A 25850-nucleotide genomic window follows, 5' to 3' on the forward strand; every position below is an offset into this window, starting at 1 on the left:
GGCCCGGGGATCGTCCCTAGAACCGTGGAGCGCAGGCATTCGATGCGGAAGGAACCGGGACCGCTTCGCATCCTTCTCGCGGATGACCACGACGTCGTCCGGCACGGCCTGCGCGCACTGCTGGAGGCGCAGGAGGGCTGGACCGTCTGCGGCGAGGCGCTGAGCGGCCGCCAGGCCGTGGAGATGGCCGAGCAGCTGCAGCCGGACATCGCCATCCTCGACATCTCCATGCCGAGCCTGAACGGGCTGGACGCGACGCGCATCATCCGCCGCTCCTCGCCCAAGACCGAGATCCTGATCTTCACCATGCACGAGACGGAGCAGCTGATCCGCGAGGTGCTGGCCGCCGGCGCCAAGGGCTATCTGCTGAAGTCCGATGCCGGGCGCTCGGTGATCGCGGCGGTCGAGGCGCTGGCGGCGCACCAGCCCTATTTCAACTGGAAGGTCAGTGAGACCATCCTCGACGGCTTCCTCCGCGCCGCCGCGCCCGGCGAGCCCGGAAAGAAGGATCAGGAGCCGCTGACCACGCGCGAGCGGGAGATCGTCCAGCTCCTGGCGGAGGGGCTGAGCAACAAGGAGGTCGCCAAGCGCCTCGAGCTCAGCGTGAAGACGGTGGAGACCCACCGCTCCTCGGCGATGCGCAAGCTGGACACGCATTCGGTGGTGGGGCTGGTGCGCTACGCGGTGCGGAACAAGCTGACGCCGATCTGAAGTGGGGCGCGGCGTTGGATGGCGCGGGTCAGGGGTTGAGTTCGGGCAGCACGGGTGCGCGCGGCCGGCGCGTCGGACGGCGGCGCAGGCGCCATCGGGCGGACCTCACGGCATGCAGCAGGGCGGAACCGGCCCAGGGGCGGGTGGCGGGCCTGCCGTAGAGACCGTCCTCCAGCCGTCGCGCTTCGGCCCGGAGCGGCGCGACGCGGGCGGCAGCCTCGCGCGCCGGCGGGGCCAGCGCGTCGTTCCAGCGGTACAGGGCCGCGAAGGCCGCCTGGGCCAGGTCGGCGCAGCAGGCCGCCCGCAGCGCCGCGAAGGCCTCGCACTCCGGCGCGGGGCGCGGCCGGCGGCGAAGGAGAGCGAAGCCCGCGCCGGCGGCGAGGAGAAGGGCCAGTGCGCCGGCCGCGAGCCAGGGGAGGGGCCGGCGCAGCGGAGGCGCCGTCTCTGCCGCAGGCAGCGCCTCGAAGCGGATGGGATCGACGCTCACCACCTGCATCCGGCCCGCGCGCGGCTCGAACCAGGCGAAGGAAAAGCCCGGCAGCTCCACCGGGCCGGGACGCTGCGGCACATAGGCCGCGCGTTCCTGACGCGTCGCGCGCAGGTCGCCGCGCGAGGTCTGGTCGTGCAGCTCGGGCGGATCGGGATAGACGGCGACGCCCTCAGGCCGGCCCCAGAGCGCCAGCGGCAGCAGCATCGAGCTCGTGTCCCGCGCCTCCAGCCGCAGCGTGCGGGTGACGGCCTCGCCGACGCGCAGGCCCTCCGGCGCGCGGTCGGTGGTCGCCGTCAGCCGGAACTCGGGCGCGACGACGAGGCGGGAGAGATCCGTGGCCCCCGGCGGCGCGCGGGCCTCGATGCGCAGGCCTTCCACCTCCGCGGTCGCTTCCGTGCCGTCGCCGATGCGCGCGGACATGCGGATGGCGGGCAGGGTGAGCGCGCCGGCCTCGGCAGGGAAGAGCTCATAGCTGTGCTGGAGCGCGGCGTAGGTCGTGCCGCCGACCCGTTCCGAGCCCGGCACCGTCGTGCCCTCCGGCAGCAGGATGGCGCGGCCCTGCGGCACGAGTTCGGGGAAGGTCGGCGAGGCGGCGAAGCGCGCCGGTGTCATGGCGGTCAGCGTCACCGTCACGCGCTGGCCGATCCAGACCGGGCCGCGCGGCGAGACCTCGAGGCGCAGCGCGAGCGGCACCTCCTGCGCCATCGCCGGGAAGGCCAGGAACAGAAGCAGGAGGAGCCTCATCGCTGCGTCTGTCGGGCGAAGCGCAACCGAAGAAAGTCGCGCGGCGTGCCGCCGACGCGGCGCATCCACATCTCCTGGATCTGGTCGTCGGAGAGGCCCTGGCCGGCGACGCGATTGGGATTGCCGTCGTCCTCGCGCGGGCGCTGGTCGGGCGGCGTCTGGTCGATCTGCGTCTCGCCGTCACCGGGCTTCTGTTCCTGGTCGGTCTGGTTCGTGGCGCGCTGCGCCTCGGCGGCCTGCCATTGCGCGCGGAAGGCCAGAGCGACGTCGCGGTTCGCGCGCGCCTCGGGGAAATCCGGGCGGAGCTGGAGCGCGCGGTCATAGGCTGGAATGGCGTCGTCCCAGCCGCGCGGGCGCATCATCAGCGCATTGCCGCGGTCGTATTGCGCCTCGGCCGTGTCGCGCAGCGCGAAGGCGGCCGCCGAGCCCTCGTAGTCGCCCGCCCGATAGAGCGCGACGCCGCGCCACACCGGATCGGTGAACAGCGCCGCCGCATCCGCCGCGTCGCCACGCTCCAGCATCAGCCGCGCCTGCTGGTCGGACGTGAGCCAGAGCCGGGAGAACCAGCCGGACTCCGCCGCCTGCGCCGGCAGGACCATCACGGCCGCGACGAGAAACCCCCGCCGAGCCCAGGGCAGCGCCAGCGGCACGAGCAGCAGCGCGAGCCAGGGGCCGGCATCCTGCCAGCGCATCGTGGGATCGTCGGTCGGCGCCGCCGCGAAGTGCCGTTGCGCGCGGGCGACGACATCAGTGACGTCGGCGCCGTCCGGCGTGCGCTCGATGATGCCGGTGCCGGGCACGCCCGCGAAGGGACCGGGGCCGGTGGCGAGGACCAGCGCGGCATGGCGTGCGCCGCGCAGGGCCTCGGCGAAGCCAGCGGCCTCGACAGCGGGCACGGCGGGGGTGACGAAGACCATGGTGCCGGCGCCCGGCTCGGCATCCAGGACGCGGCGGGCGGCGGAAGCGGCGGCACCGGCCGCGTTGCCGTCGCGCGGCATGATCTCGGGCGCGAGAGCGTCGAGATAGGTCTCGATCAGCCTGGGGTCGTCGGTCGGCGGCAGCACGGCATGGGCGGTGCCGGCATAGGCGATGAGCCCCGTCCGCGCGCCGCCGCGCGCCGCCACGAGGTCGCGGATCTTGCGCTTGCCGGCCTCCAGTGCCGGCGCGGCGGAGCGCGAGAGGTCCAGCACCACGACCATGGTCGCGCTGTCGGTCACGAAGGGGCTGCGCTCGCGCCGCCAGGTCGGGCCCGACAGACAGAGCGCCAGCACGGCCAGCATCGCGGCGGCCAGCACGGCGGGCCGCAGCCACGAGCGCGTTCCCTGCACCATCAGCAGCGCGTCCAGCAGGTGCGGCGCCACCACGCCGCGCCATCCGCCGGCCTCGCGCCGCCGCTGATGGTCGAGCAGCAACGGCAGCGGTGCCAGCAGGAGCAGCAGCAGCCACCAGGGGCGCAGCAGGTGCAGCTCGCTCATGCCGCTGCCTCGCGTCCGACCCGGCCGAGCGAGAGCAGCGCGACCAGCGCCGCGACGCCGGTCAGCGGCCAGACGAAGAGCGGCTTGCGCGGCCGCCAGGCGACGTTGCGCGAGACCGTCGGCTCCAGCGCGTCGATGCGGCGATAGATCTCCGCCAGTGCCGCGGGATCGCCCGCGTGGAAATGCGCACCGCCCGTGCCGGTGCCGATCGCCTCCAGTGTCGCCACGTCCAGCGCCGCCTCGCCCACTGTGGCGGGGTCGCCGAGCGAGACGGTGTAGATCCGCACGCCCATCCGCCCCGCGATGTCGGCCGCGCGCGCGGGCGGCACGCGGCTGCCGGTGTCGTTGCCGTCGGTGAGCAGGACCATCAGCCGGCCCGCGACCTCGGCCCGCTCGAAGCTCTGGGCGGCGAGGCCGATCGCGTCGCCGATCATGGTCTGCGGCCCGGCCATCCGGGGAAAGGTCTCGTCCAGCAAAGCGAGCAGCGCCGTGTGATCCGCGGTGAAGGGCGCGAGCATGAAGGCCGCGGTGCCGAAGACGACGAGGCCGATGCGGTCGCGCGGGCGGTCGGCGATGAAGCCCTTCAGCACGGCGCGCGCGGCGTCGATGCGGGTGGCGCCCGCCATGTCCGCCGTCTCCATCGAGCCCGAGAGATCGAGCGCGAGCAGCACGTCGCGCCCGCCCGTCTCGCGCGTCACCGGCGGCTCGATGCGGACCGGCGCGGCAAGGGCGAGGACGAGCAGCAGCCAGGCCAGGAGGGCCAGCGCGCGGCGCCAGGGGCGCGGGGCGCTTGCGCCCTGGCTGGCCGGCAGCCGCGCGAGGAAGGGCACGCGCAGCGCGACCTGCCGGCCATGGAATGCGGGGAGGAGCCAGCGCGCCAGCAGCGGCAGCGGCAGCAGCGCGAGCGCCCAGGGATGGTCAAGCCCGAAGGTCATGCCGGCGGATCCAGCTGCGGGCGGCGTCCTTCGTGCCGGGCGGTGTCGCGGGCAGGTAGGCGAGCTCGGCCAGCAGGCGCGCCATCGCCTCGGTCAAGCGCGCGCGGGGCGCGGAAGCGCGCAGCCACTCCGCCCATTCGGCGCCGGTCAGCGAGGCGACCCGTGCGCGCGGCCAGGCGGCGAGCGCGGTGCGCTTCAGGACCACGGCGATCTCGGCGGGGGCCTGCGCGGCCTCCAGCTCGTGCAGCGCCGCGCGGCGATAGGCGTTGCGCCGCCAGGACTTCCAGCCGCGCCGGCCGAACCAGAGCAAGGCCAGCAGGATCAGCGCGCCCAGCACGTACCAGGCCGGCGTCGCCGGCCAGAGTGGAATGGGGGCGGGCAGGATCAGCCCATGCATCGCCTCCCGGCTGGGTGCCGTGGGGTTCATCCGAAGCGCCCGAGACGGGCCCTCAAGTCATTCTCCATATCAGCCCCCTTGTCCTGCCGTGCCATGCATCAGAACGGCAGCACGTAGTTGAGGATCGCCTGCTGCCGGAGCAGCACCCGCCGGATGACGTGGCTGGCGGTCACGCGCTCCGTGAAGATGGCCGCGGTGCCGGCGCTGCCGGCAGGCAGGCTGGCCGCCAGCGCCGCATCGTCCAGGGCGACCCGCACGATGAACGGCGCAGCCTGTCCCGGGCGCGCGCTGGCGGCCTGGCCGGACACCTGCGCCTGGCCGGCGGCGATGGCCTGCAGCACGGCTTCCACCCTTCCGGTGACGATGCGGCCGGGCAGGAATTTCAGGGCGAACTCCACCCGCTGGCCCGTCTCGACATAGCGCGCATCGATCTGCTGGATCTCGACGACTGCGATGGTGCTGGACGTGTCGATGAAGGCCATCACCGGCGAGAGCGGCAGGTTCGCGACACGGGCGCCCTTGCGGAGTGCCACGTTCGTCACGTAGCCGTCGGCCGGGGCGCGCACGGTCGTCTTCTCCAGGTTCCAGCGGGCGCCGTCGAGTTCCGCCTGGAGCTGCTGCACCTCCGATTGCCGCTGCTCCACGTCGAAGGCGCGGCCCGCCTGCGAGCGCTGCAGCTGGGTCATCTGCTCCAGGCGCAGCTGCGCGAAGGAGAGCTGGGCCTCGAGGGCGGTCACCTGCGACTGGAAGGGACGCGGGTCGATCTGGAAGAGGATGTCGCCTGCCCGCAGCGGCGCGTTCGGCTGAACGGGCACCTCGATCACCTCGCCGGCCACATCCGGCACGATGGCGACCGACATGCGCCCGATGAGCGCCGGCCCCGACGGAGCGCCCCAGCCCATCGGAACGAACAGGCCGACCAGCAGCAGCAGGAGGACCAGGAAGGGCGAGGCCTTCCAGAACAGGTTGAACCGGACGACCCGCAGCCTCACCAGCAGGAAGAGGAGGACGAGATAGACATTGAGGAGAAAGACGATCATGCGACGGGCCGCCCCCGCGTGTCCCCTCGGGGCATGTCGACATAGGCCCAGACGAAGACGACGGGCCACAGCACGAAGCCGAAGAGCAGCGTGACCCAGCCGGCCACCTTCACGGCCTCGGCCCAGGGGTGGTTGCGGTGGGCCGCGACATGACCGGGCAGCCATCCCGCGATGCACGCGACGCCGATGGTGCTGACCGCCATGACGATCAGCACGATCCAGGCGAAGATATCCAGGCCGGTCATGGCGTGCCTCCCTGCCTATCCGACGCGCTCGAAGTCCGGCAGCTGCCAGGTCTTTGCGAAGAAGGGCGCCTCCGGATAGTAGAGGCGGAAATAGGCGAACCAGCCGCGCCCCGGCCGTGTCGGCACCCAGTTCGCCTCGCGCCCGGGGGGTGCGCGCGGGCCGAAGAAGAGATCGACGGCACCATCTGCATTCTTCGCGAGGTCGCTGCGCGAGCCGCGATCGGCGCGGTCGTGCGGCGTGTCGATGAAGCAGCGCGTCTCGAGGTCGTAGGCGGTGACGGACCAGAACTGCCGCGCCGGCACGTTCGCCGGCACGCGCAGCCGGTAGTTGCGCCCGCCGTCCAGCCAGTCGCCGCGCGCATCCTTGTTGGCGCCGAGATAGACCTGCCCCGGACCCGGCTGGCGGATCGCCATGGCCGAGGCCGCGCCGACCGCCTCGTAGAACCAGGTGGAGCGCTCGTCGAGCTGGTCGTAGCTGTCCTGCCGCTGCGTCACGTCGAAGAGATAGAGCCAGTGCCAGTGCTGCCGGTCCCACATCTGCGTGCCGGTGAAGCGCTTCTCGACATCCATCGCGCGCACGGTGGCCTCGCCGAGCAGCGCAGCCTGTTCCAGCAGCGCGCGCTGCCGCGCGTCGGGGCGGAAGGGCTGGCCCTTCCTCAGCCCGAGAGGGCGCAGCATGGCCATGAAGAAGCGGTCGCGCTCCTGTACCGGCTCGTCGTCGACGATGGCCGACAGCCGCTCCCAATAGGCGATTCCGCGCGGTTGCGTGCCGCTCCAGGAGCGGCCTTCCGGACGGAGGACGCGCTGGACCGGCGGGTTGTCGCGCTGCGCGTAGGGATAGACGCGGTATTGCGCCATCAGCGCGCGGCCCATGGCCGGATCGGCGGCGAGCAGCCGGAAGCCGTTCATCACATTGTTCGTGCTGGAGACCAGCACGTGATGGCCCGGCGCGTGCGGATCCTCCTGTCCGGGGCCGAGCAGCAGGTACTTGCCACCCCGTCCCTGATCCGGCCCGGCCTGCCCGTAGTCGCCGAGCGAGCGCTGCCAGAAATCACCGACGCCGCCTGCGGTCTCGCCGGCGGGCAGGTCGATCACGAGCGGCCCGGTCCGCGCGAGGTCGTGGAAGCCGATGATGTAGGGCGTGGTCGCGTTCGCCGTCAGCAGCCCGAGCTTGTCGCGGACGCTCTCGTACAGGACCATGTCGGTCTCGCCGGCCCCGAAGACCTGCCGGTGCTGCGCCTGCCATTGCGCGAAGGCGACGATGGGCAGGGCCCAGATATAGGCCTGGACCGCACGCTGCAGGTCGAGGTTGTCGAAGAGCAGCCGCGTCGTCGCCTGGTCGGGATAGCCGCGCGTGAATTTCAGCTTGCCGATGGCCGTATTCAGCCCGGCGGCGGATGGGGCGACGAAGGGCGAGGCGGCGGCGGCGGGCGGCACGCGCGGGCCGGCGGAGGCCGCGGGCCCGCTGCCCTGCGCGAGCGCGGGTGCCGCCGCGGCGGTGGCGAGGCCGGCCTGGCCGATCAGGCGTCGCGTGATGGTCATGGCGTCCTCAGTTCTGTTTCACGATGGGCGGCATGTGCCACTGGCCGGCCTGCACGGCGGGGCTCGGGCCGTACATCCGCAGCACGATGTTGAAGCCGCCCGTGGTGGGAACGGGCAGCCAGTTCGCCTGATGGTCCGGCCCGGGCGAGGTGGCCTGCAGGTGGATCGTCGTGGAGCCGTCGGCCTCGGTCTTCAGCCCGGAGCGGTCGCCCAGCGAGTAGCGATTGATCGGATTGGCCACGAGCAGGCGATCCGGCAGGTCATACACCGTGACCGACCAGAAGATGGAGGCCGGCGGCAGGTTGCCGCGCTCGAAGCGCAGCGTGTAGCGGCTGGCGCCGTCGAGCGGCCGGCGGTCGGCGTCCTTGTCGTCGCCGAGATAGACCGCCTCCTCCTTCGAAAGGCCATAGATGCCCATCGCGGCCGCGACGGAGCGCCGCATGAGATAGTCAGGCCCCAGCGCCTCGCGCGTGCCGAAGAGCCCGAGCGAGGAGGTCGTGGTGGAGATTACCTGGCGCAGCGCCGCCATGCCCTCGGTCGCGCCGCGCATAATGGCCTCGCGCTGCGGCGCGGGCAGCGTGGCGGGATCGAAAGGCCGCCCCGCGCCAATGCCGATCCGGCCGAAGCGCTCGAACAGCGCCGTCTCGCTCGGATGGATGATCGGATAGAAGGGCAGCAGCCTGTTCAGATAGGCGATGAAGTCCGGCCCCAGGGCGCGGCGCTCGTCCCAGGGCAACCAGTCCACCGCGGGTGCCGGCGGCGGCGGGGCAATGCTGGCGAAGGCGCTGAGCGGCTGCAGGCGGAAGCCGGCCTGGATCGCCTGCAGCGCCGGGATGTCGTCCGGCCCGTGCAGCGCCGTGCGGGTGAGCCCGCCGATGATCTGCGTCTCCGGCCGGAAGACTTGCTTGATACCTGGCGGCACGGCGCCGTTCCAGCCCGGCCCCGCGAAGAGGAAGCTCGCGGCTTCATGACCCGTCGTGCGCGTGCCGAGGATCGTGAAGTTGTGGGTGAAGAGGTCGTAGAACTGGCAGGAGTAGTAGCGGTCGGCGGGAACGGCCGGCACGGTCAGCACCATCGGCTCGGCGCGCAGGTCCAGCCAGGCGATGGAATAGGGCGTGTCGTTGTTCGGCGTGACGATGTCGCGGTCGGCGGGCGTGAAGTAGCGCGCATAGTGCCGATACGTGTTGAAGCCGCCGACATAGCCCGGCGCGTTCCGGTCGAGCGCTTGGACATGGATGGTCGAGTAGTTCATCAGCATGGCGTAGGCGTAGATCCAGGCGTCCTTCGCGAGGGCGGCCGGGTCGTCCTGCGCGAAGGCGGGCCGGGCGAGCGCGAGACCGCCAGCCAGGCTGGCGAGGGTGCGGCGCGGCAGGCGGGTTCGGGGGATCGGCGAGCCCATGGGGATGTTCCTCAACGTCGTTTGGCCGCGGCAGCGGCGCCCAGCATGCGACGCAACTGCGGCGCCGCTTCCTCTTCCGTGCCGACGGGCAGCACCGGCGTCTCCAGCCGGAGCCCGCCCTTGCGGGTCGCCTCAAGCCGCTGCGCGTAAGCCTCCGCCACCCGGCTCCCGATGCCGCGCGGATCGATCGTGGCGGTCTGCGCGCCGTCGGTGGCGCGGCCGCGCCAGGGCGAGGCCGGCAACGCGCGCTCCAGCGGGTCGGAGACCGGGATCGCGATGACGTCGTTGTGCCTGGAGATGCGGCCTAGGCTGCGCGCCGCCGCCGGATCGGCCGCCTGGATGTCGGCGATGACAACCACCATGGCGTCATGCGTGACCAGCTGCTCGGCGCGGCGCAGCGCGGCGTTCAGCGCCTCGGGTCCGGCCGGGCGTGGCGGCGCCGCGGCCAGCGCCTCGGCGCGGCGCGCCACCTCGCCCAGGATGCGCATCACGGCGGCGCGGCTGCGATGCGCGCGGAATTCCGTGACGCCCTCGTCCCCGAAGACCAGCGCGCCAAGGCGATCGCCCGCGCGCAGCCCGCGCCAGCAGCACAGCGCCGCCACCTCCGCCGCGATGGCCGATTTGGTGGCGTGGACGGAGCCGCAGAACATCGCCGCCGTCAGGTCGACGATCAGCAAGGTCGGCCGGTCGCGCTCCTCGGTGAAGATGCGCGTCTGGGTGTCGCCGGTGCGGGCGCTGGCGCGCCAGTCGATGTGGCGGATGTCGTCGCCCGGCCGGTAGGCCCGGATCTCCTCGAAGGCCAGCCCGCGCCCGCGCACGCGGCTCGCGCGGCGGCCGGAGAGCAGCGAATGCACGGGCTGCCGGTTCAGGAAGGAAAAACCGCGCGCCTCGTGCTGCAGCCGGGCGAGGGCCGCGAGGTCAGGGGCGAGGCGCGCGTCCATCTCACGCCACCGCGACGAGCGAGACCAGCCGCTCCAGCACCGCATCACCAGTGACGCGGTCGGCCTGGGCCTCGTAGCTGAGCATGAGGCGGTGGCGCAGCACGTCGGGCACCACGGCGCGGACATTCTCCGGCGTCACGTGGTCCTGGCCGGAAAGCCAGGCATGCGCGCGTGCCGCGCGGTCGAGGCCGATGGAGCCGCGCGGGCTGCATCCCACCTCGATCCAGCGGCCGAGATCCTTGTCCAGTGCGTCCGCGTGGCGCGTGGCGGTGACCAGCGCGACCACGTAGTCGTCGATCGCATCGGCGACATGCAGCGCGGCCATCTCCGCCCGCGCCGCGAAGACGGCGTCCTGCGGGATCGGTGCCGGGCGCGGCGGCGGCGCGCCGGACTGCGCCGCGCGCTCCTCCTCGCGCACGAGGCGCAGCACGGCGCGCTCGTCGGCATCGGGCGGGTAGTCCACCTTCACATGCATGAGGAACCGGTCGAGCTGCGCCTCGGGCAAGGGGTAGGTGCCTTCCTGCTCGATCGGGTTCTGCGTCGCCATCACCATGAAGAGCGGCGGCAGCCTGTGCGTGGTGCCGGCGACGGTGACCTGCCGCTCCTCCATTGCCTCCAGCAGGGCCGACTGCACCTTGGCAGGCGCGCGGTTGATCTCGTCCACCAGGATGAGGTTGCCGAAGATCGGGCCGGGGTCGAAGCGGAAGCTGCCGCCGCCCTCCTGGTGATAGACCTCGCTGCCGACCACGTCGGTCGGCAGCAGGTCTGGCGTGAACTGAATACGCCGAAACTCCGCATCCAGGCTCTGCGCGAGGCTCTTCGCCGCGCGCGTCTTGGCGACGCCGGGTAGGCCCTCCAGCAGCACGTTGCCGTCGGCCAGCAGGGCAACGAGCAGTCGCTCGATCACGCGCTCCTGGCCGATGATGGCCCGCCCCATGCGCGCGCGGAGCTCGGCGAAGGCCGCGCGGGGGGAGGCGGCTTCCGCCCCGGCAGCCTCCGGCGCGGCGGCCATCGCGCTCACTGCCGCCCGGCCGCGCCGCGCTGCATCGTCGCCATCACCTCATCGATGCTGAAGCTGGCCGGACGCTGGCGTGGCGGGAAGTCTCGGAAGGTCTGGAGATGCTGCGCCACCATGGCCTGCACGGGAACCAGCAGGAAGGCCCTGTGGAACATCCAGTTCTCGAAGAGGATGCTCTCCGGTCCCCGCTCGAAGGGGTCGGAGCGGATATGAAGGATCAGCGGTACCCGGAGATCGGTGAAGCCTTCGCGCCACACGCCGATGCCCGTCGCCCGCTGCTCGGCGAAGACGATCTTCCAGTTCTCGTAGCGCACCGCGACCAGCTTGCCGTCGTCGTTCCAGTAGATGAACTCCTTGCGCGGCGAGGCCTGCTGCTCGCCCCGCAGGAAGGGCACCAGGTTGTAGCCGTCCAGATGCACCCGGAAGGTCTTGCTGCCGGTCTGGTGCCCGCGCAGGCAGCGCTCGACGATATCGGGCACGCCGGCCATGCCGAGGAGCGTCGGCAGGATGTCCTCGTGCGAGCAGACGTCGTTGACGATGGTGCCGGGCTGCACCACGCCGGGCCAGCGCAGGCAGAAGGGCACGCGGTAGCCGCCCTCCCAGTTGGTCGCCTTCTCGCCGCGGAAGGGCGTGCTGCCGCCATCCGGCCAGGTCATCACCTCGGCGCCGTTGTCGGTGGTGTTGATGACGATGGTGTTGTCGGCGATGCCGAGGTCGCCCGTGACCTCGAAGGTCACGTTGCAGTCCCAGGTCGTGACATCCACGCCGCCGCGCCAGCCCCAGCCGCCTAGCGAGCTGGCCTGGATCCGCCGCCGCTCGTACTGCACGAAGCGGCGGCCCTCCGGCGTCTGGAAGGTCCGCGCAGGCACGCCGAGCGAGGCCACGAGGTCGCCCTCGCTGCGGCCGACATAGGCCTGCATGCGCTGGTCGAAGCCCGCGGAGGTGGCGCACCCCGCGAGCAGCACGAGGGCCAGCACGGCCGCCCCACGACAGGCGTGGGTCATCGTCATCTGCCCCCGGCGTTCGCACCTCGGGTCAGCATCTGGAGATACTGATCCACGTTGAAGGACGCCGGCCGTTGTCGCGGCGGAAAATCCCTGAAGGTGCCGAGGAAGGCCGCCGCCACCGGCTGCGCCGCCCCGATGAGGTAGGCGTTCTGGATGGTCCAGTGGAAGTAGTTGTTGGAATCCGTCATCGCGCGCTCGAAGGGATCCATCTTCATGTCGACCAGGTAGGGGACGCGCATGTGGATGAAGGGTTCCATCCACACCTGGAACTGATGCGCCCGCTGGACAGCGAAGTGCACCTTCCACCGATCATTGCGCAGCGCGACGAGCTCGCCGTCATCGTCGAAGTAGAAGAACTGGGTGCGGGCCGATTGTGGTGCCTGGCCGGTCAGGTAGGGAAGCTGGTTGTAGCCGTCGAGATGGACCTTGTAGGTCATGCTGCCCGCGGTGTGGCCAGCCAGCAGCTTCTCCTTGATGTCAGGCACGCCGGCTGCGGCCAGCAGGGTCGGCATCCAGTCGTTGGCGCCGACCATGCCGTTGCAGACCTTACCCGGCTCGATGCGGCCCGGCCAGCGGATGGCGCAGGGAACCCGGAAGGCGCCCTCCCAGTTGGTGTTCTTCTCGCTCTTGTACGGCGTGATCGCGCCGTCCGGCCATTCGTTGAAGTGCGGGCCGTTGTCGGTGGAGTAGATGACGATGGTGTTGTCGGTGATGCCGAGGTCGTCGAGCTTCTTCAGCAGCAGCCCAACATGGTCGTCGTGCTGGATCATGCCGTCGGCGTAGAAGTTCAGCCCGCTCCGGCCCTCGTAGTTCGGCGGGATATGGGTGAAGACGTGCATGCGCGTGGCGTTGTGCCAGACGAAGAAGGGCTTGTTCGCCGCATGCTGCCGGTCGATGAAGTCCATCGTGGCGGCGGTGGTCTCGTCGTCGATCGTCTCCATCCGCTTGCGGTTCAGCGGGCCGGTGTCCTGGATGCGGCCGTCGGCGAAGCTGCGGATCACGCCGCGGGGACCGTAGCGGCGGCGGAATTCCGGATCGCGCGGGTAGTCGCGGCGCTCGGGCTCCTCCTCGGCGTTGAGGTGGTAGAGGTTGCCGAAGAACTCGTCGAAGCCGTGCGCCGTGGGCAGGAACTCGTCCTTGTCGCCGAGGTGGTTCTTGCCGAACTGGCCGGTGGCATAGCCGAGCGGCTTCAGCAGCTCGGCGATGGTCGGATCCTCCTTCTGCAGGCCCACATCGGCGCCGGGGATGCCCACCTTGGTGAGGCCCGTGCGCACCGGCGACTGACCCGTGATGAAGGCCGCGCGGCCGGCGGTGCAGGACTGCTCGCCGTAGTAGTCCGTGAAGGTCGCGCCCTCGCGGTGGATGCGGTCGATGTTGGGCGTGCTGTAGCCCATGCCGCCGCGGTTGTTGTGGCTGATGTTCCACAGCCCGATGTCGTCGCCGAAGATCACCAGGATATTGGGCGGCCGGCCGCTGCCCGCGGCGGCGGGAGCGGCCGGGCGGGGCGCGGGCGCCGCAGCCGGCGGCGTGGTCTGCGGCGCCGTCTGGGCCTGCGCATAGGCCGTGCCTCCCGCGGCGAGCGTCGAGGCTCCCAGCAGCATCGAGCGCCTGTTCAGCGGCTCCTCGCCCGTTCGATCCGTCATCGACGTCATCTCCCTTGGTGAAACTTTCCCACCGCCGCTCCGGGCTTCGGGCAGGGCGGTCGCCGGGTGGCTCCGCCGTTGGTCGTCGGCGCGCTAGCCGCGCAGTGGGGGCAGCGCGGCCCCGAACAGGTTCCCGCCGGTCGTCGCCGGCTGCAGCCGGCCCGCGCCGGAATGGTCGGCCTGGACGCGCCCGGTCCGCTGGGGCGCGCAGCCGGGCGGGGCCGGTCCAATGGCCGGGGCGGCGAGGGCGAGGCCGCGGCGGGTGGCGCTCATCTCAGTGGTCCCGGTTGCTTCCCGCGGTGGCTCGCGACGGGGTAGGGGCCTGGAGTGCCGACGCCACCATCGATGCAGCGAGTCGAAGGGCAACTCTCATCGCCGGCGCAGCTCCTCCTGGGAGGGCGCAAGCCTATTCAGGGTCATGGATGGTCGGCATCGGTGCGATACCTGAGGACCCCGCGGGATTCACCGCAGCCGCGCGTGCTTCCCGTGCTTCGTCAGCCCATCCGCGTGACGCCGTGCCGGTCGGGACCTCGCGACGGTCGGATCGCCGCCGGATCAGCGGCGGGGCCGAACACGCCCCGGCAGGAACTTCTCCATGTAGAGCTGCCGCGCCCGCTCCATATGGGTGACGGAGAGGTGCACCAGCGCCTCGCGGTCCTGCTGGCGCAGGGCCTTCACCATGGCCTCGTGCTCCTCGCAGGCCTGTGCTAGCGCGCCCGGATCGGCTGCGCCATAGGCGCGCGCGGGAAAGCTCAGCCAGTCGTGCAGCCGGATCGACTCCGCCAGGTAGGGGTTGTCGCAGAGGCCGAAGAGCGCGCGATGGAAGGCCATGTTCTCGCGGTGGATGCGGATCAGGTCGCCGCTGCGGGCCGCGGCGGCATGCGCCTTCATGGCCGCCGTCACCTCCGCCAGCCTCGCCCGCGGGACGGGAAAGGGCGTGGCCTGGGCCGCTGCGCGGTGCAGCACCATGCGCATGGCGTAGAGGTCGTCGAGCTCCGTGGCGGTGAAGAGCGGCAGTTCGGCCCCGCGATGGCGCGGCTTCGTCACCACGCCGAGGCGCTGCAGCTCCGCCAGCGCCGCGCGCACCGCATGGCGCTTGGCGTCGTAATCCTCCATCAGGTGGTCCTCGATCAGCCGCGTGCGCGGCAGGATGCGGCCGCGGATGATGTCGGTCTCGATGGCGGCGATCACGGCCGCGACCTGCCCGGGCAGCTCGACGTCGCGGCCGGCTCGGGATGATTCCTTGCGGGACGGGGCCTTGGCAGGCGGCAAAGTGTCCATGGGATTATCAATAATCCTATTGCCGCGATTGGCAACATCGACCCACTTTCCAGCCCGCCCAGATGCGCGCAAACCGCCCGTCAGCCAGGAATAACGGGGAACGCCGCATGGACGCGCTACCGCCCTCCATCCAGGGGGATGAACTGATCAGCACCGACCCCGCCACCGGCGAGGTGGTGGGAAGCGTGCGCGTGACGACGCCGGCCGATCTCGACGCGATGGTCGAGCGCGGCTGGCAGGCCTTTCACAACTCCGGCTGGAATTCGCTGCTGCCGCATCGCCGCGCGCTGGTGCTGAACGCCATCGCCGACGGCATCGCGGCCGAGAAGGAAGCGCTCGCCACGCTGCAGATGCGCGACAACGGCAAGCCGCTCGCCGAATGCCGTGGCATGGTCGAGAGCGCCATCGGCACCTTCCGCTACTATGCCGGCGTCTGCGAGACGATCGAGACGAACGTGACGCCGCAGCGCGGCGAGTACGTTTCCTTCACGGTGCTGGAGCCCTTTGGCGTGGTGGCCTGCATCACGCCCTGGAACTCGCCCATCATGAACGACGCCACCAAGGTCGCGCCGGCCCTGGCCGCGGGCAATGCGGTGCTGCTGAAGCCCTCCGAGGACTCGCCGCTGCTGGGGCCGGAGCTGGCTCGCATCGCGCTGAAGGCCGGGCTGCCCGAGGGCATGCTGCAGGTGGTGCAGGGCCGCGGCGCGGAGATCGGCGCGGCGCTGGTGGCGCATCCCGGCGTGCGCATGGTGAGCTTCACCGGCGGCACGACCACGGGCCGCGCCATCGGCCGGACCTGCGGCGACAAGCTGATCCCGGTGGCACTGGAGCTCGGCGGCAAGTCGCCGCACGTGGTCTTCGCCGATGCGGATCTCGACCATGCGGTGGCCGCCGTCGTCGCCGGCATCTTCGGCTCGGCCGGGCAGTCCTGCGTCGCGGGCTCGCGCCTCTTCGTCGAGGCGCCGATCTACGACGAGGTCGTGCGCCGCGTCGTCGAGCGGGCGAAGACCCTGCGCGTGGCCGCCCCCGATGCGAAGGGCGTGGAGATGGGCCCGCTGGCCTCCTTCCATCACCGCGAGCGCGTGATCCGCTTCGTGGACCGCGCGCGGTCCGAGGGCGGCCGCATCCTCTGCGGCGGCGCCGTGCCGGAAGGCGCGGAATACGCCAAGGGCGCCTACTACCTGCCGACCGTGATCGACGGCCTGCCCACGGAATCCCTGACCTGCCAGGAGGAGGCCTTCGGTCCCGTCCTGGTCTGCCTGCCCTTCCAGGACGAGGCCGACATCGTCGCGCAGGGCAACGGCACGGCCTTCGGCCTGGCCTGCGGCATCTGGACCGAGAGCTTCAAGAAGGCCTGGCGCGTCGGACGCGCGCTGGAGGCCGGCTCGGTCTGGATCAACACCTACAAGCAGTCCGTCACCACCACGCCTTTCGGTGGCTTCAAGAACAGCGGGATCGGTCGCGAGAAAGGCATCGACGGCCTCCGGCTCTACGCACAGGTGAAAAGCATGTATTTCGGTCTGCACGAACAGCCCATGTCGGTGGCGCGCTGAACATGGCGAAGAAAGCATCCGCCGCTGTCCCGGTGAAGGGCAGCAAGCTCATGGTCATCGGCGGCGCGAGCCTCGTCGGCTCCGCCACCGTGGACGAGATGCTGGCGCGCGGCGCCGAGCAGGTCGTCATCTTCGACAACCTCTCCTTCGGCGGCCAGCCGAACATCGCCCACCTCGAGGACAATCCGAAGGTGAAGGTGGTGCAGGGCGACATCCTGAAGCTGCACCAGCTCCTGGCTGCGACCGAGGGGCTGGATGGCATCGTCCACCTCGCCGCCTTCATGACGCTGAACTTCGACCGCGACCCCTGGGGCGGTATCGACGTCAACATCCGCGGCGTGCAGAACGTGCTGGAGGCCTGCCGCGCGAACAAGGTGAAGAAGCTGATTTTCTCCTCGTCGAACGCGGTCTACGGCTACGGCCCGGGCGTGAAGGGCGATCTCGTCGAGGAGACGCCGTTCCACGCCGCCGGCGCCCCGCCGGCCGCCGTGCTCTACGGCGCGTCCAAGATCATCGGCGAGCAGCTCTGCCGCGACGCGCACCGCAAGCACGGGCAGGACTACGTGGTGCTGCGCTACTCCACCGTCTATGGCGAGCGGCAGCACTACCGCGCGGCGAACGCGCTCTACATCGTGGAGACGCATGACGCCATCAAGCGCGGCGAGCGGCCGAAGGTGATCGGCGACGGCAGCGAGACGAAGCACTTCGTCTATGTGGGCGACCTCGCGCGGGCCAACTGCATGGCGCTGGAATCCGCCAGCACCGACGTGGCCGTGAACACCTCCGGCCCCGAGCCGGTCACGACGCTGCAGCTGGTCAAGCTGGTCGCCGAGCTCTCCGGCCGGCCAGACCTGCAGCCCGAGCTGGTGGAGCCCGATCCCACCAAGGTGCGCCTCACCTCGGGCGGCGCCTTCGAGATCGTGCATAAGGCCGCGAAGGACGCCATCGGCTGGGAGCCGCAGGTGGACATGCGCGAAGGCCTGCGCCGCCTGCTCGCCTGGCGCGACGCGGCCGCCATGCGCAACGCCGCCGAGTAGGACTGCCGGACGGCCGGGCGGTTCCCCGCCCGGCACCCCGCGCCCGCCGGCACTTCAAGGACGGGCATCCATCCAATGAGGAAACTGACATGAACATCGCACGCCGTGCGCTTGGCCTCCTGGCCGCTGCCCCCTTCCTGCCCTCGGCCGCGCGCGCGCAGGCCGCCTATCCCACCCGCTCTGTGCGCATGGTGGTGCCCTATCCGCCGGGCGGCGCGACCGACGTGATCGCCCGCATGATCGGCGAGAAGCTCACGACACAATGGGGCCAGCCCGTGGTGATCGAGAACCGCGCAGGCGCCGGCGCCACGATCGGCGCCGAGGTCGTCGCCCGCGCCGAGCCGGACGGCTACACCCTCTTCGAGACGACGAGCGCGCACACCATCAGCAAGAGCCTGTACCGCAGCCTCTCCTACGACCCGATCCGTGACTTTACCGCGATCACGCTGACCGCGATCATCCCGCTCGTCCTCGTCATCTCGAAGCGTGTGCCGGCGACCGACCTGGCGGGCTTCGTCGCCTGGGGGAAGGCGCAGCCGCAGGGCGTCACCTTCGGCACCACGGGCAATGGCACGGCACAGCATCTGACCGCCGCGCTGTTCAAGCTGAAGGCCGGCGTCAATTCCGAGGTCGTACCCTACCGCGGCGACGCGCCGCTCAACACCGACCTCCTGGCCGGGCTGGTGGACGCCTCCTTCTCCACGCTTTCCGCCGTGCTGCCCTACATCAAGAGCGGCGAGATGAAGGCCATCGCGCTCGCGCACAGCCGGCGCATGGACGCGATCGGCAATATCCCGACCTTCGCCGAGGCCGGCATGGCCGATTTCGAGGCCGCGACCTGGTTCGGCACCTTCGCGCCCGCGGGCCTGCCGAACGCGCTGCGCGAGAAGATCGCCCGCGACATCGGCGCCATCGTGGCCGAGCCCGACTTCACCCGGCGGCTGGTCGAGATGGGCAGCGACGTCACCAATTACCCGCCGGCGCGCTTCGACCAGTTCATCGCCGCCGAGACGGCGCGATGGGCCGAGGCGGTGCGCGTCTCCGGCGCCACCATCAACTGAGGGCTCTCAGCATGACTGACACCGAACTGCTCGCCCGCTGCCGCGAGATCCCCGTCAGCACCTGGTGCGACGCGCTGGACCAGCTCGACCTGGAGGGGTTGGTGCAGGGCATTCCCATGCAGTCCGGCTCGGGCCGCATCTGCGGCTTCGCCACCACGGCGCGGCAGATCCCCGGCAAGCTGCACGAGTTCGAGAAGGCCGAGTTCGCCGTCGGCCGGCTGGTCGATGCGGCGCAGCCGGGCCGCGTGCTGATGGTGGATGTCGGGGGGCAGCCGATCTCCACCATGGGCGGCCTCGCCGCGACGGGCGCCAAGACGCAGGGCGTCGAGGGCGTGGTGATCGACGGCGCCTGCCGTGACGTGGACGAGATCCGCGGCCTCGGGCTCTGGCTCGCCGCCCGCCATGTCGCGCCGACCACGGGCAAGGGCCGGCTGAAGCTGCTGCCGATCGGCGTGCCGGTGACGGTGGGCGGCGTGAAGGTGGAGCAGGACGACCTCGTCGTCGGCGACGAGACCGGCATCATCGTGGTCCCGCGCAAGCTGCTCGACGACGTGCTGCCGCGCGCCGAAAAGCTGCTGGCCGCCGACCAGGCGGTGGAGGAGCGGATGCGGGCGGGCATGAGTTTCTCGGCCGCCGGCGCCGCCTCCGGCTACCTGCCGCCCGAGAAGGTCTGAGCGTGGCGGCATCCCTGACCCTGCAACTGGCGCCGATCGGCCCGCTGGCCGACCGGCTGCTGCGTGACGATCTGGGCGCCGTCCGGCTGTGGGAAGAGGATGCCGGCTGGCTGGCGCGGCATGGCACGGAGGTGGAGCTGCTCGCCACCAGCGTGCGCCGCGGCTGCGACGCCGCTGACATCGCGGCGTTGCCCAACCTGCGCGCCATCTCCAGCTGGGGCGTGGGCTACGACACGCTGGACGTCGACGCGGCGCATGCGCGCGGCATCCAGGTCGCGAACACGCCGGACGTGCTGGACGATTGCGTGGCGGACCTCGCCTGGGGGCTTCTGATCGCGGCGGCCCGGCGCATCCCCGCGGCCGACCGCTACGTGCGGGCGGGCGAGTGGGTCGATCTGGGCGGGTTCCCGCTCACCACGAAGGTCTCGGGCCGGCGGCTGGGCATCCTGGGACTGGGGCGCATCGGCACGGCGATCGCGCGGCGCGGCCAGGGCTTCGACATGCAGGTGCGCTATCACGGGCGAAGGCCGAAGGACGTGCCCTACGGCTTCGAGGCCTCGCTGCCCGCCCTGGCCGATTGGAGCGACTTCCTCGTCGTTGCGGCTGGTGGCGGGCCGGAGACTCGCCACCTGGTCTCGGCCGAGGTGCTGGCGGCGCTGGGGCCACGCGGCATCCTCGTGAACATCGGTCGCGGCTCGGTGGTGGACCAGGAGGCGCTGATCGCGGCGCTGGAGGCCGGGACCCTGGGCGGCGCGGGGCTCGATGTGCTGCAGGGCGAGCCCGGCGCGCCGGAGGCGCTGTGCCGCCGCGACGATGTCGTCATCTCCCCGCATGTCGGCAGCGCGACCATCGAGACGCGCGAAGCGATGGAGCAGCTGGTGGTGGACAATCTCCTCGCCTTCCGGCGCGAGGGCCGCGTGCTGACGCCGATCCTGCCGTGAGCGACGCCCTGCTGCTGGAGCTGGCCCGGATCGTCGGGTTCGGCCATGTGCTGACCGGCGAGGCCGCCGAGCCCTATCTCACCGACTGGCGCAAGCTGGTGCACGGCCGCGCGCGCCTGGTGGTGCGGCCCGGCGACACCGACGAAGTGGCCGCCGTGACGCGCGCCTGCGGGGCGCAGGGCGTGCCGGTGGTGCCGCAGGGTGGCAATACTGGCCAGGTCGCGGGCGGCGTGCCCGGACCCGAAGGCGGTGCCGTGCTACTCTCGCTCGCGCGGCTGAACCGCGTGCGCTCGATCGACGCCGAGAACGACACCATCACCGTCGAGGCCGGCTGCGTGCTCCAGGCCGTGCAGCGGGCGGCCGAGGCCGCGGGGCGGCTCTTCCCGCTCTCGCTGGGCGCGGAGGGGAGCTGCATGATCGGCGGCAACCTCGGCAGCAATGCCGGCGGCACCGCGGTGCTGCGCTACGGCAATACGCGCGAGCTCTGCCTGGGCCTGGAGGTCGTGCTGCCGGACGGCGAGGTCTGGCACGGGCTGCGCGGCTTGCGGAAGGACAACAGCGGCTACGACCTGCGCGACCTCTTCATCGGCAGCGAGGGCACGCTGGGCGTCATCACCGCCGCCACGCTGAAGCTCTTTCCCCTGCCGGCGGCCCGCTGCACGGCGCTGGTCGCGCTCGGCTCGATCCACGAGGCCGGGCGCTTCCTGGCGCGCTGCCGCGCCGGCTTCCACGCCACGCTGACCGGTTTCGAGCTCATGTCCGACGCCTGCCTGCGGCTGGTGACGCAGACCTACCCGCAGCAGCGCGCGCCCTTCGCGACGCTGGGGGCGCCCTGGTACGTGCTGCTGGAGATCAGCGACGCCGAGGACGAGGCGCATGCGGTGGCGCGGCTGGAGGCGGTGCTCGGCGCGGCACTGGAAGCGGACGAGGTCGGCGACGTGGCGATTGCCCATAACATCGCCCAGACGCGCGCGATGTGGCATCTGCGCGAGAGCATCACCCTCGCCTTGGCCGAGGACGGTAAGTGCCTCAAGCACGACGTGTCGCTGCCGGTTTCGACCGTGCCCGACTTCGTGGAGAGCACGGATGCGGCGCTGCAGGCCCGTTTCCCGGGCGTGCGCAACTTCACTTTCGGGCATCTGGGCGACGGCAACCTGCACTACAACGTCGCGCGCCCCGCGGAGGCCGACGACGCCACGCTGCATGCCATGCAGCCCGGACTCTCCGCGCTGGTGCATGACGCGGTGCACGCGCTCGGCGGCTCGATCAGCGCGGAGCAGGGCATCGGCCGCGTCCGCACCGCCGACCTCGCCCGCTACAAGCAGCCCGTCGAGCTGCGGCTCATGCGCGCCATCAAGCAGGCCATCGACCCCGATGGCCTGATGAATCCCGGGGTGCTGCTGCCGTGACGACCGCAGGCCCCACCATCTGACAGGAATCCGGATGTCCATGACGGCACCGGCGCTGGAAGGCGCCACGATGCGGAAGGTGATGCTGCGCATCGTGCCCTTCCTCTTTCTCTGCTACATCGTCTCCTACCTCGACCGCGTGAACGTCGGCTTCGCGGCGCTTACCATGAACAGCGACCTCGGCTTCTCCGCGGAGGTGTTCGGCCTCGGCGCCGGCATCTTCTTCGTCACCTACTTCATCTTCGAGGTGCCTTCGAACCTGCTGCTGCACCGCTTCGGCGCGCGGCTCTGGATCGCGCGTATCATGGTGACCTGGGGCGTGCTCTCGGGCGCGATGGGCTTCATCCCGCAGATTTCCGACGCGACGGGCCTGTCCCATGAGACGGTCTTCTACACCATCCGCCTGCTGCTCGGCGCTGCCGAGGCCGGCTTCTTTCCGGGCGTGATCTTCTACCTGACGCTGTGGTTCCCGAGCAGCTACCGCGCCCGCGTCGTCGGCTACTTTATGGCGGCGCTGCCGCTCTCCAGCGTGCTGGGCGCGCCGCTCTCGGGCTGGCTGCTGAACCTGCACGGCGTGGGCGGGCTGAACGGCTGGCAGTGGATGTTCATCATCGAGGCCGTCCCCGCCGTCCTGCTGTCCGTCGCGGTCCTGTTCTGGCTCACCGACCGGCCCGCCCAGGCGCGCTGGCTGGCGCCGGCCGAGCGCGACTGGCTTGCCGGCCGCCTCGAGCAGGAGGAGCGCGAGCGCCCGGTGCCCGACCACCAGGGCCTCTGGAAGATGATGACCAGCCCGATCGTGCTGGCGCTGAGCTACATCTACTTCGGCATCGTCGCGATGAACTACACGCTGGGCTTCTTCCTGCCCTCCATCATCCGCGAGTTCGGCCTCAGCAACCTGCAGACCGGCTTCGTGGCTGCCATCCCCTCGGCGGTCGGCACGGTCAGCATGATGCTCTGGGGCCGCCATTCCGACCGGAAGGGCGAGCGCCGGCTGCACCTCATCGGCGCCCTCAGCCTCGGCGCGCTGGGCTTCGCCGCCGCCGCCCTCGTGCAGGATCCGGTGCTGAAGATCATCTGCTTCAGCATCTCCGCCTTCGGCATCTACGGCTGCCACCCGGTTTTCTGGACGCTGCCGAGCGGCTTTCTGTCCGGCGCCGCGGCTGCGGCCGGCATCGCCAGCATCAACGCGCTGGCCAACCTCTCCGGCTTCGTGGGCCCCTATGCCATGGGCTGGATCAGGACCGCGACGGGCGAATACACCGGCGGCCTGCTGCTCGTGGCCGCCATGGCCGGCGCCGCCGTGCTGGTGGTGCTCGGGCTGGATCGCCGTCGCTTTCCGGTGCGCCCCGCCGCACGCGACGTGCCGGCGGAGTGAGCTTCACCTCCCCTTAAGGCTCATCCCCCTAAACCAGACACCGAACGCTTCTCGAGGTCCTCGCATCATGAACAGCCTGCATCGCCGCTCCGCCCTCCTGACGCTCGCCGCCGCGGGCCTGGCCTCGCCTGCGCTCGCGCAGACCCGCCGCTATCCCGACCGTCCCATCGAGCTGATCGTCGGCTTCTCGGCCGGCGGCGGCACGGACGTCACGGCGCGCACCTTCGCCCGCTTCCTGGAAAAGGAGCTCGGAGGCTCGGTCGTGGTGAACAACCGCCCCGGCGCCTCGGGCGAGATCGGCCTCTCCTATGTGGCGCGGGCGCGGCCGGATGGGCATGTGCTCGGCATCACCAACATGCCGGGGCTGGTCAGCCTGCCGATCGAGCGGCGGACGCCGCAGTTCACGCTCGACGACTTCGAGTATGTGGCGAACCTCGTCTCCGACCCCTCGGCCTTCAGCGTGCCGGCCGCGAGCCCCATCCGTGACTTCGCCGATCTGGTCGCACGGGCGAAGCAGGCGCCGGACACCATCAGCTTCGGCTCCACCGGCGTCGGCACGGACGAGCATCTCGCCCTGGTCATGTTCCAGGCGGCGGCGGGCGTGCGGCTGATCCACGTGCCCTTCCCGGGCGCGGGGCCCATGCGCACGGCGGTGCTCGGCAACCAGGTGGAGGTCGCGGGCCTGAACGTGGGCGAGGTGGCGGCCTCGCCGGCCGGCGTGCGGATGCTGGTGCAGGGCGGCGAGACGCGCTCGCCCTTCGCGCCGGACGTGCCGACCTTCAGGCAGGCCGGGCTGGACGTGACCATGAGCTCCGAGCGCGGGATCGTGCTGGCCAAGGGCACGCCGGCGGATGTCGTGGCGCGGCTGCGCGAGGCGACGGCCAAGGTGGTGGCAGATCCGGCCTTCCAGGAGCAATGCCGGGTCCAGTTCACGGAGATGGACTATCTGGACGGCCCGGCCTGGCGCGCGCGCCTGGCGGAGGCCGACCGGCGCTTCCGCGAGATGTGGCAGCGGCAGCCCTGGTCGGAGGCCTGATCGGGCCGTCGTCCCGCGCCTTCAGGCGGGGCTGTCGGCGGGCCTGGTCTCGGCCTCGGTGTCGAAGGCCTCGGCCACCGGCCGGTCCTCCACGATGGCGCCTCCGGACAGGGTGATGACGCGGGTGCACCACTTCCGGACGATGTTCATGTCGTGCGTGGCGATGACGAGGATCTCGGACGCCGTGACGAGCTCGCCGAGACGGGCCTCCGCGCGGACCATGAAATCGGCGTCGCCGGCCAGGAACCACTCGTCCATCAGCAGGATGTCCGGCGTCATGGCGGTCGCGAGGGCGAAGCCGAGCCGGACGCTCATCCCGGTCGAGTAGCCGCGGATCGGCACGTCGATGAACTCCCCGAGGCCCGCGAAGGCGACCACGGAATCGGCCAGCGCCCTGCCTTCGGCCGCGGTCATCCCGCGATAGAGGCAGCGAAGGATGATGTTCTCGCGGCCGGTCAAGAGGGGGTCCATGCCGGCCGCCGGGTCGATCAGCGAGCCGATCTCTCCCTGGATGCTCAGGCTGCCCGCGACGGGCTCGTAGATGCCCGCCAGCGACCGCAGCAGCGTGGACTTGCCCGCGCCGTTCGGCCCCACCAGGGCGACGCGCTCGCCGCTTCCGATCCGGAAGGTCAGGTCGCGGAGGGCCGCGACGACGAGGCGGTTGTCCGTGTCGGTCTTCAGCCGGAGCAGGCCGCTGCCGAGGAGGCGCTTCTTCAGCGAGCGGGCGTTGTGGTGATAGAGCGGAAACTCGATCGACAGGCCCTTGGCCTCGATGCACGCCATCTCCGTCAGACCCAGAAGGCGATGCGGCTGCGGAAGCGCGTGAAGAACGCCTGCGCCACCGCCCAGAGGAGGAGCGTGTACAGCAGCGCCGCGACCCACACCGTGGGCGGGACCGCGGTCCCTATGATCGGGCCGCGCACGATCTCCATCAGGGAGAAGAACGGGTTGAGCGGCAGGTAGGGGGCCCAGCTCCGCACGAGCTCGGGCTTCCAGATGACGGGCGTGACGAAGAAGGCGATCTGGACGATCGACGCGACGATCGGCGGGATATCCCGGAAGCGGGCGCAGACGACCCCCAGGAAGAGCGAGGCCCAGAAGGCGTTGACGGCCAGCAGGACGAAGCCGGGGATCGCCCAGAGCGCGCCCCAGCCGGGAGAGACGCCGAAGATGAGGAACACGACGACGATCAGCGGCAGGTTGTGCGCCGCCACCAGGGCATTGCGCAGGACGGTGCGCAGGGCCTGGACGCTGTAGGGCAGGGGCATCTGGCGGATGATGCCCTCCGCGCCGGTCAGCGTCGTGCAGGCCTCGGCCGAGACCTGCGCCATGATGTTCCAGACGATCAGGCTGACGGCCAGCCAGGGCAGGTAGGCCTCGATCTCCATCTGGAAGAGCTTCGCATAGAGGAAGCCCAGGGCCGCCAGCATCACCGCGGTGGACATGGTCAGCCAGATCGGTCCGAGGACCGAGCCGCGGTAACGGTGGAGAACGTCGCTGCGCGCCAGGGCCCAGGCGAGTCGCCATCGGACCAGTCCCTGACGGAGATCGTCCCCCGCGCGGGCCGCCCTGCGGGGGATGGCGGCATCGTAGAGGCGTATCGCGGGGATCGTTTTCGTCATGAAAACGATCTCACGCTATTCAAATGAATTCTCGCGTGGATGGCCGAATATGATTTCATTTCCTGGAGATATCCATATAAGTTGAAATTTTTCTTATATGATCAAAAATATCTCCAGATATGGCGATAAATTCGAGGATTAATGCCGAAAAATAATTCATGATATTTCTCATGTTGAATCGTTACTTCGATTTCAACGCAACAATTTCATGTCTGTCGTGCCTCGTAAGCTCCGGAAAAGAGGTTGCCATGCTTGAGCATGTTTGCGCAACATA

At 70.8% G+C, this 25850-nt stretch carries 25 protein-coding genes; 9 read left to right on the plus strand and 16 right to left on the minus strand.

Going from position 1 to position 25850, the window contains the following annotated elements; translation table 11 throughout:
* Nucleotides 1–42: 42 nt before the first annotated feature.
* Nucleotides 43–711: a response regulator gene (locus tag AC1ROY_RS27050; protein ID WP_493152031.1), complete on the plus strand. Its 669-nt coding sequence runs from the start codon at nucleotides 43–45 to the stop codon at nucleotides 709–711.
* A 28-nt stretch (nucleotides 712–739) separates the two neighbouring features.
* Here the strand turns inward: AC1ROY_RS27050 and AC1ROY_RS27055 are convergent, their stop codons facing one another.
* From AC1ROY_RS27055 to AC1ROY_RS27120, 14 genes are all read right to left on the minus strand, one after another.
* A complete protein-coding gene (locus AC1ROY_RS27055; RefSeq protein ID WP_493152032.1) occupies nucleotides 740–1945 on the minus strand; it encodes a BatD family protein in 1206 nt (401 codons plus the stop codon).
* Nucleotides 1942–3420, minus strand: coding sequence for a VWA domain-containing protein (locus AC1ROY_RS27060; RefSeq protein ID WP_493152033.1), 1479 nt, complete (start codon nucleotides 3418–3420; stop codon nucleotides 1942–1944). The genes AC1ROY_RS27055 and AC1ROY_RS27060 overlap by 4 nt, the downstream gene beginning before the upstream one ends.
* Nucleotides 3417–4355, minus strand: coding sequence for a VWA domain-containing protein (locus tag AC1ROY_RS27065; RefSeq protein WP_493152034.1), 939 nt, complete (start codon nucleotides 4353–4355; stop codon nucleotides 3417–3419). The genes AC1ROY_RS27060 and AC1ROY_RS27065 overlap by 4 nt, the downstream gene beginning before the upstream one ends.
* A complete protein-coding gene (locus tag AC1ROY_RS27070) occupies nucleotides 4339–4782 on the minus strand; it encodes a DUF4381 domain-containing protein (protein ID WP_493152035.1) in 444 nt (147 codons plus the stop codon). The genes AC1ROY_RS27065 and AC1ROY_RS27070 overlap by 17 nt, the downstream gene beginning before the upstream one ends.
* A 68-nt stretch (nucleotides 4783–4850) precedes the next feature.
* Complete coding sequence (locus tag AC1ROY_RS27075) at nucleotides 4851–5792, minus strand: efflux RND transporter periplasmic adaptor subunit (RefSeq protein WP_493152036.1); 942 nt, start codon at nucleotides 5790–5792, stop codon at nucleotides 4851–4853.
* On the minus strand, nucleotides 5789–6037 hold the full coding sequence (locus AC1ROY_RS27080; protein ID WP_493152037.1) for a DUF3302 domain-containing protein: 249 nt from the start codon (nucleotides 6035–6037) through the stop codon (nucleotides 5789–5791). The genes AC1ROY_RS27075 and AC1ROY_RS27080 overlap by 4 nt, the downstream gene beginning before the upstream one ends.
* Before the next feature lie 15 nt (nucleotides 6038–6052).
* Nucleotides 6053–7579 (minus strand): DUF1254 domain-containing protein, encoded by a 1527-nt coding sequence (locus AC1ROY_RS27085; RefSeq protein ID WP_493152038.1) that lies wholly within the window; start codon nucleotides 7577–7579, stop codon nucleotides 6053–6055.
* A gap of 7 nt (nucleotides 7580–7586) precedes the next feature.
* Nucleotides 7587–8978 carry a DUF1254 domain-containing protein gene (locus AC1ROY_RS27090; protein ID WP_493152039.1) on the minus strand — a complete coding sequence of 464 codons (1392 nt, stop codon included), beginning with the start codon at nucleotides 8976–8978 and terminating at the stop codon, nucleotides 7587–7589.
* Nucleotides 8979–8989: 11 nt separating this feature from the next.
* Nucleotides 8990–9919 carry a DUF58 domain-containing protein gene (locus tag AC1ROY_RS27095; RefSeq protein WP_493152040.1) on the minus strand — a complete coding sequence of 310 codons (930 nt, stop codon included), beginning with the start codon at nucleotides 9917–9919 and terminating at the stop codon, nucleotides 8990–8992.
* 1 nt (nucleotide 9920) lies between these two features.
* Nucleotides 9921–10931, minus strand: coding sequence for an AAA family ATPase (locus AC1ROY_RS27100; RefSeq protein ID WP_493152041.1), 1011 nt, complete (start codon nucleotides 10929–10931; stop codon nucleotides 9921–9923).
* 5 nt (nucleotides 10932–10936) lie between these two features.
* The gene (locus AC1ROY_RS27105) at nucleotides 10937–11941 is read right to left on the minus strand and encodes a sulfatase-like hydrolase/transferase (protein WP_493152042.1); all 1005 of its coding nucleotides are present in this window, start codon (nucleotides 11939–11941) and stop codon (nucleotides 10937–10939) included.
* A 2-nt stretch (nucleotides 11942–11943) separates the two neighbouring features.
* A complete protein-coding gene (locus AC1ROY_RS27110) occupies nucleotides 11944–13587 on the minus strand; it encodes an arylsulfatase (protein ID WP_493152043.1) in 1644 nt (547 codons plus the stop codon).
* 93 nt (nucleotides 13588–13680) lie between these two features.
* Nucleotides 13681–13860, minus strand: a complete 180-nt coding sequence (locus AC1ROY_RS27115; protein WP_493152044.1) for a hypothetical protein — start codon at nucleotides 13858–13860, stop codon at nucleotides 13681–13683.
* Between the two features lie 282 nt (nucleotides 13861–14142).
* The gene (locus tag AC1ROY_RS27120) at nucleotides 14143–14868 is read right to left on the minus strand and encodes a GntR family transcriptional regulator (RefSeq protein WP_493152045.1); all 726 of its coding nucleotides are present in this window, start codon (nucleotides 14866–14868) and stop codon (nucleotides 14143–14145) included.
* Between the two features lie 107 nt (nucleotides 14869–14975).
* Between AC1ROY_RS27120 and AC1ROY_RS27125 the strand changes: the two genes are divergently transcribed.
* From AC1ROY_RS27125 to AC1ROY_RS27160, 8 genes are all read left to right on the plus strand, one after another.
* Complete coding sequence (locus AC1ROY_RS27125) at nucleotides 14976–16421, plus strand: aldehyde dehydrogenase (RefSeq protein WP_493152046.1); 1446 nt, start codon at nucleotides 14976–14978, stop codon at nucleotides 16419–16421.
* Between the two features lie 2 nt (nucleotides 16422–16423).
* Nucleotides 16424–17458 (plus strand): NAD-dependent epimerase/dehydratase family protein, encoded by a 1035-nt coding sequence (locus AC1ROY_RS27130; protein ID WP_493152047.1) that lies wholly within the window; start codon nucleotides 16424–16426, stop codon nucleotides 17456–17458.
* A gap of 89 nt (nucleotides 17459–17547) precedes the next feature.
* Nucleotides 17548–18519: a Bug family tripartite tricarboxylate transporter substrate binding protein gene (locus AC1ROY_RS27135; protein ID WP_493152048.1), complete on the plus strand. Its 972-nt coding sequence runs from the start codon at nucleotides 17548–17550 to the stop codon at nucleotides 18517–18519.
* A gap of 11 nt (nucleotides 18520–18530) precedes the next feature.
* On the plus strand, nucleotides 18531–19193 hold the full coding sequence (locus tag AC1ROY_RS27140) for an RraA family protein (protein WP_493152049.1): 663 nt from the start codon (nucleotides 18531–18533) through the stop codon (nucleotides 19191–19193).
* 2 nt (nucleotides 19194–19195) lie between these two features.
* Nucleotides 19196–20134 (plus strand): 2-hydroxyacid dehydrogenase, encoded by a 939-nt coding sequence (locus AC1ROY_RS27145; protein WP_493152050.1) that lies wholly within the window; start codon nucleotides 19196–19198, stop codon nucleotides 20132–20134.
* Complete coding sequence (locus AC1ROY_RS27150; protein WP_493152051.1) at nucleotides 20131–21543, plus strand: FAD-binding oxidoreductase; 1413 nt, start codon at nucleotides 20131–20133, stop codon at nucleotides 21541–21543. Before AC1ROY_RS27145 ends, AC1ROY_RS27150 begins: the two co-directional genes overlap by 4 nt.
* Nucleotides 21544–21577: 34 nt before the next feature.
* Nucleotides 21578–22918 carry an MFS transporter gene (locus tag AC1ROY_RS27155; protein WP_493152052.1) on the plus strand — a complete coding sequence of 447 codons (1341 nt, stop codon included), beginning with the start codon at nucleotides 21578–21580 and terminating at the stop codon, nucleotides 22916–22918.
* A 67-nt stretch (nucleotides 22919–22985) separates the two neighbouring features.
* Nucleotides 22986–23954 carry a tripartite tricarboxylate transporter substrate binding protein gene (locus AC1ROY_RS27160; RefSeq protein ID WP_493152053.1) on the plus strand — a complete coding sequence of 323 codons (969 nt, stop codon included), beginning with the start codon at nucleotides 22986–22988 and terminating at the stop codon, nucleotides 23952–23954.
* Nucleotides 23955–23975: 21 nt separating this feature from the next.
* On the opposite strand, the gene AC1ROY_RS27165 is transcribed toward AC1ROY_RS27160, so the two are convergent.
* Together AC1ROY_RS27165 and AC1ROY_RS27170 are read right to left on the minus strand one after the other, a co-directional pair.
* Nucleotides 23976–24737, minus strand: coding sequence for an ABC transporter ATP-binding protein (locus AC1ROY_RS27165; RefSeq protein WP_493152054.1), 762 nt, complete (start codon nucleotides 24735–24737; stop codon nucleotides 23976–23978).
* 5 nt (nucleotides 24738–24742) lie between these two features.
* Complete coding sequence (locus tag AC1ROY_RS27170; RefSeq protein ID WP_493152055.1) at nucleotides 24743–25576, minus strand: ABC transporter permease; 834 nt, start codon at nucleotides 25574–25576, stop codon at nucleotides 24743–24745.
* Nucleotides 25577–25850: the final 274 nt, after the last annotated feature.

This window comes from Roseococcus sp. GW821-FHT12F05 (assembly GCF_058806835.1).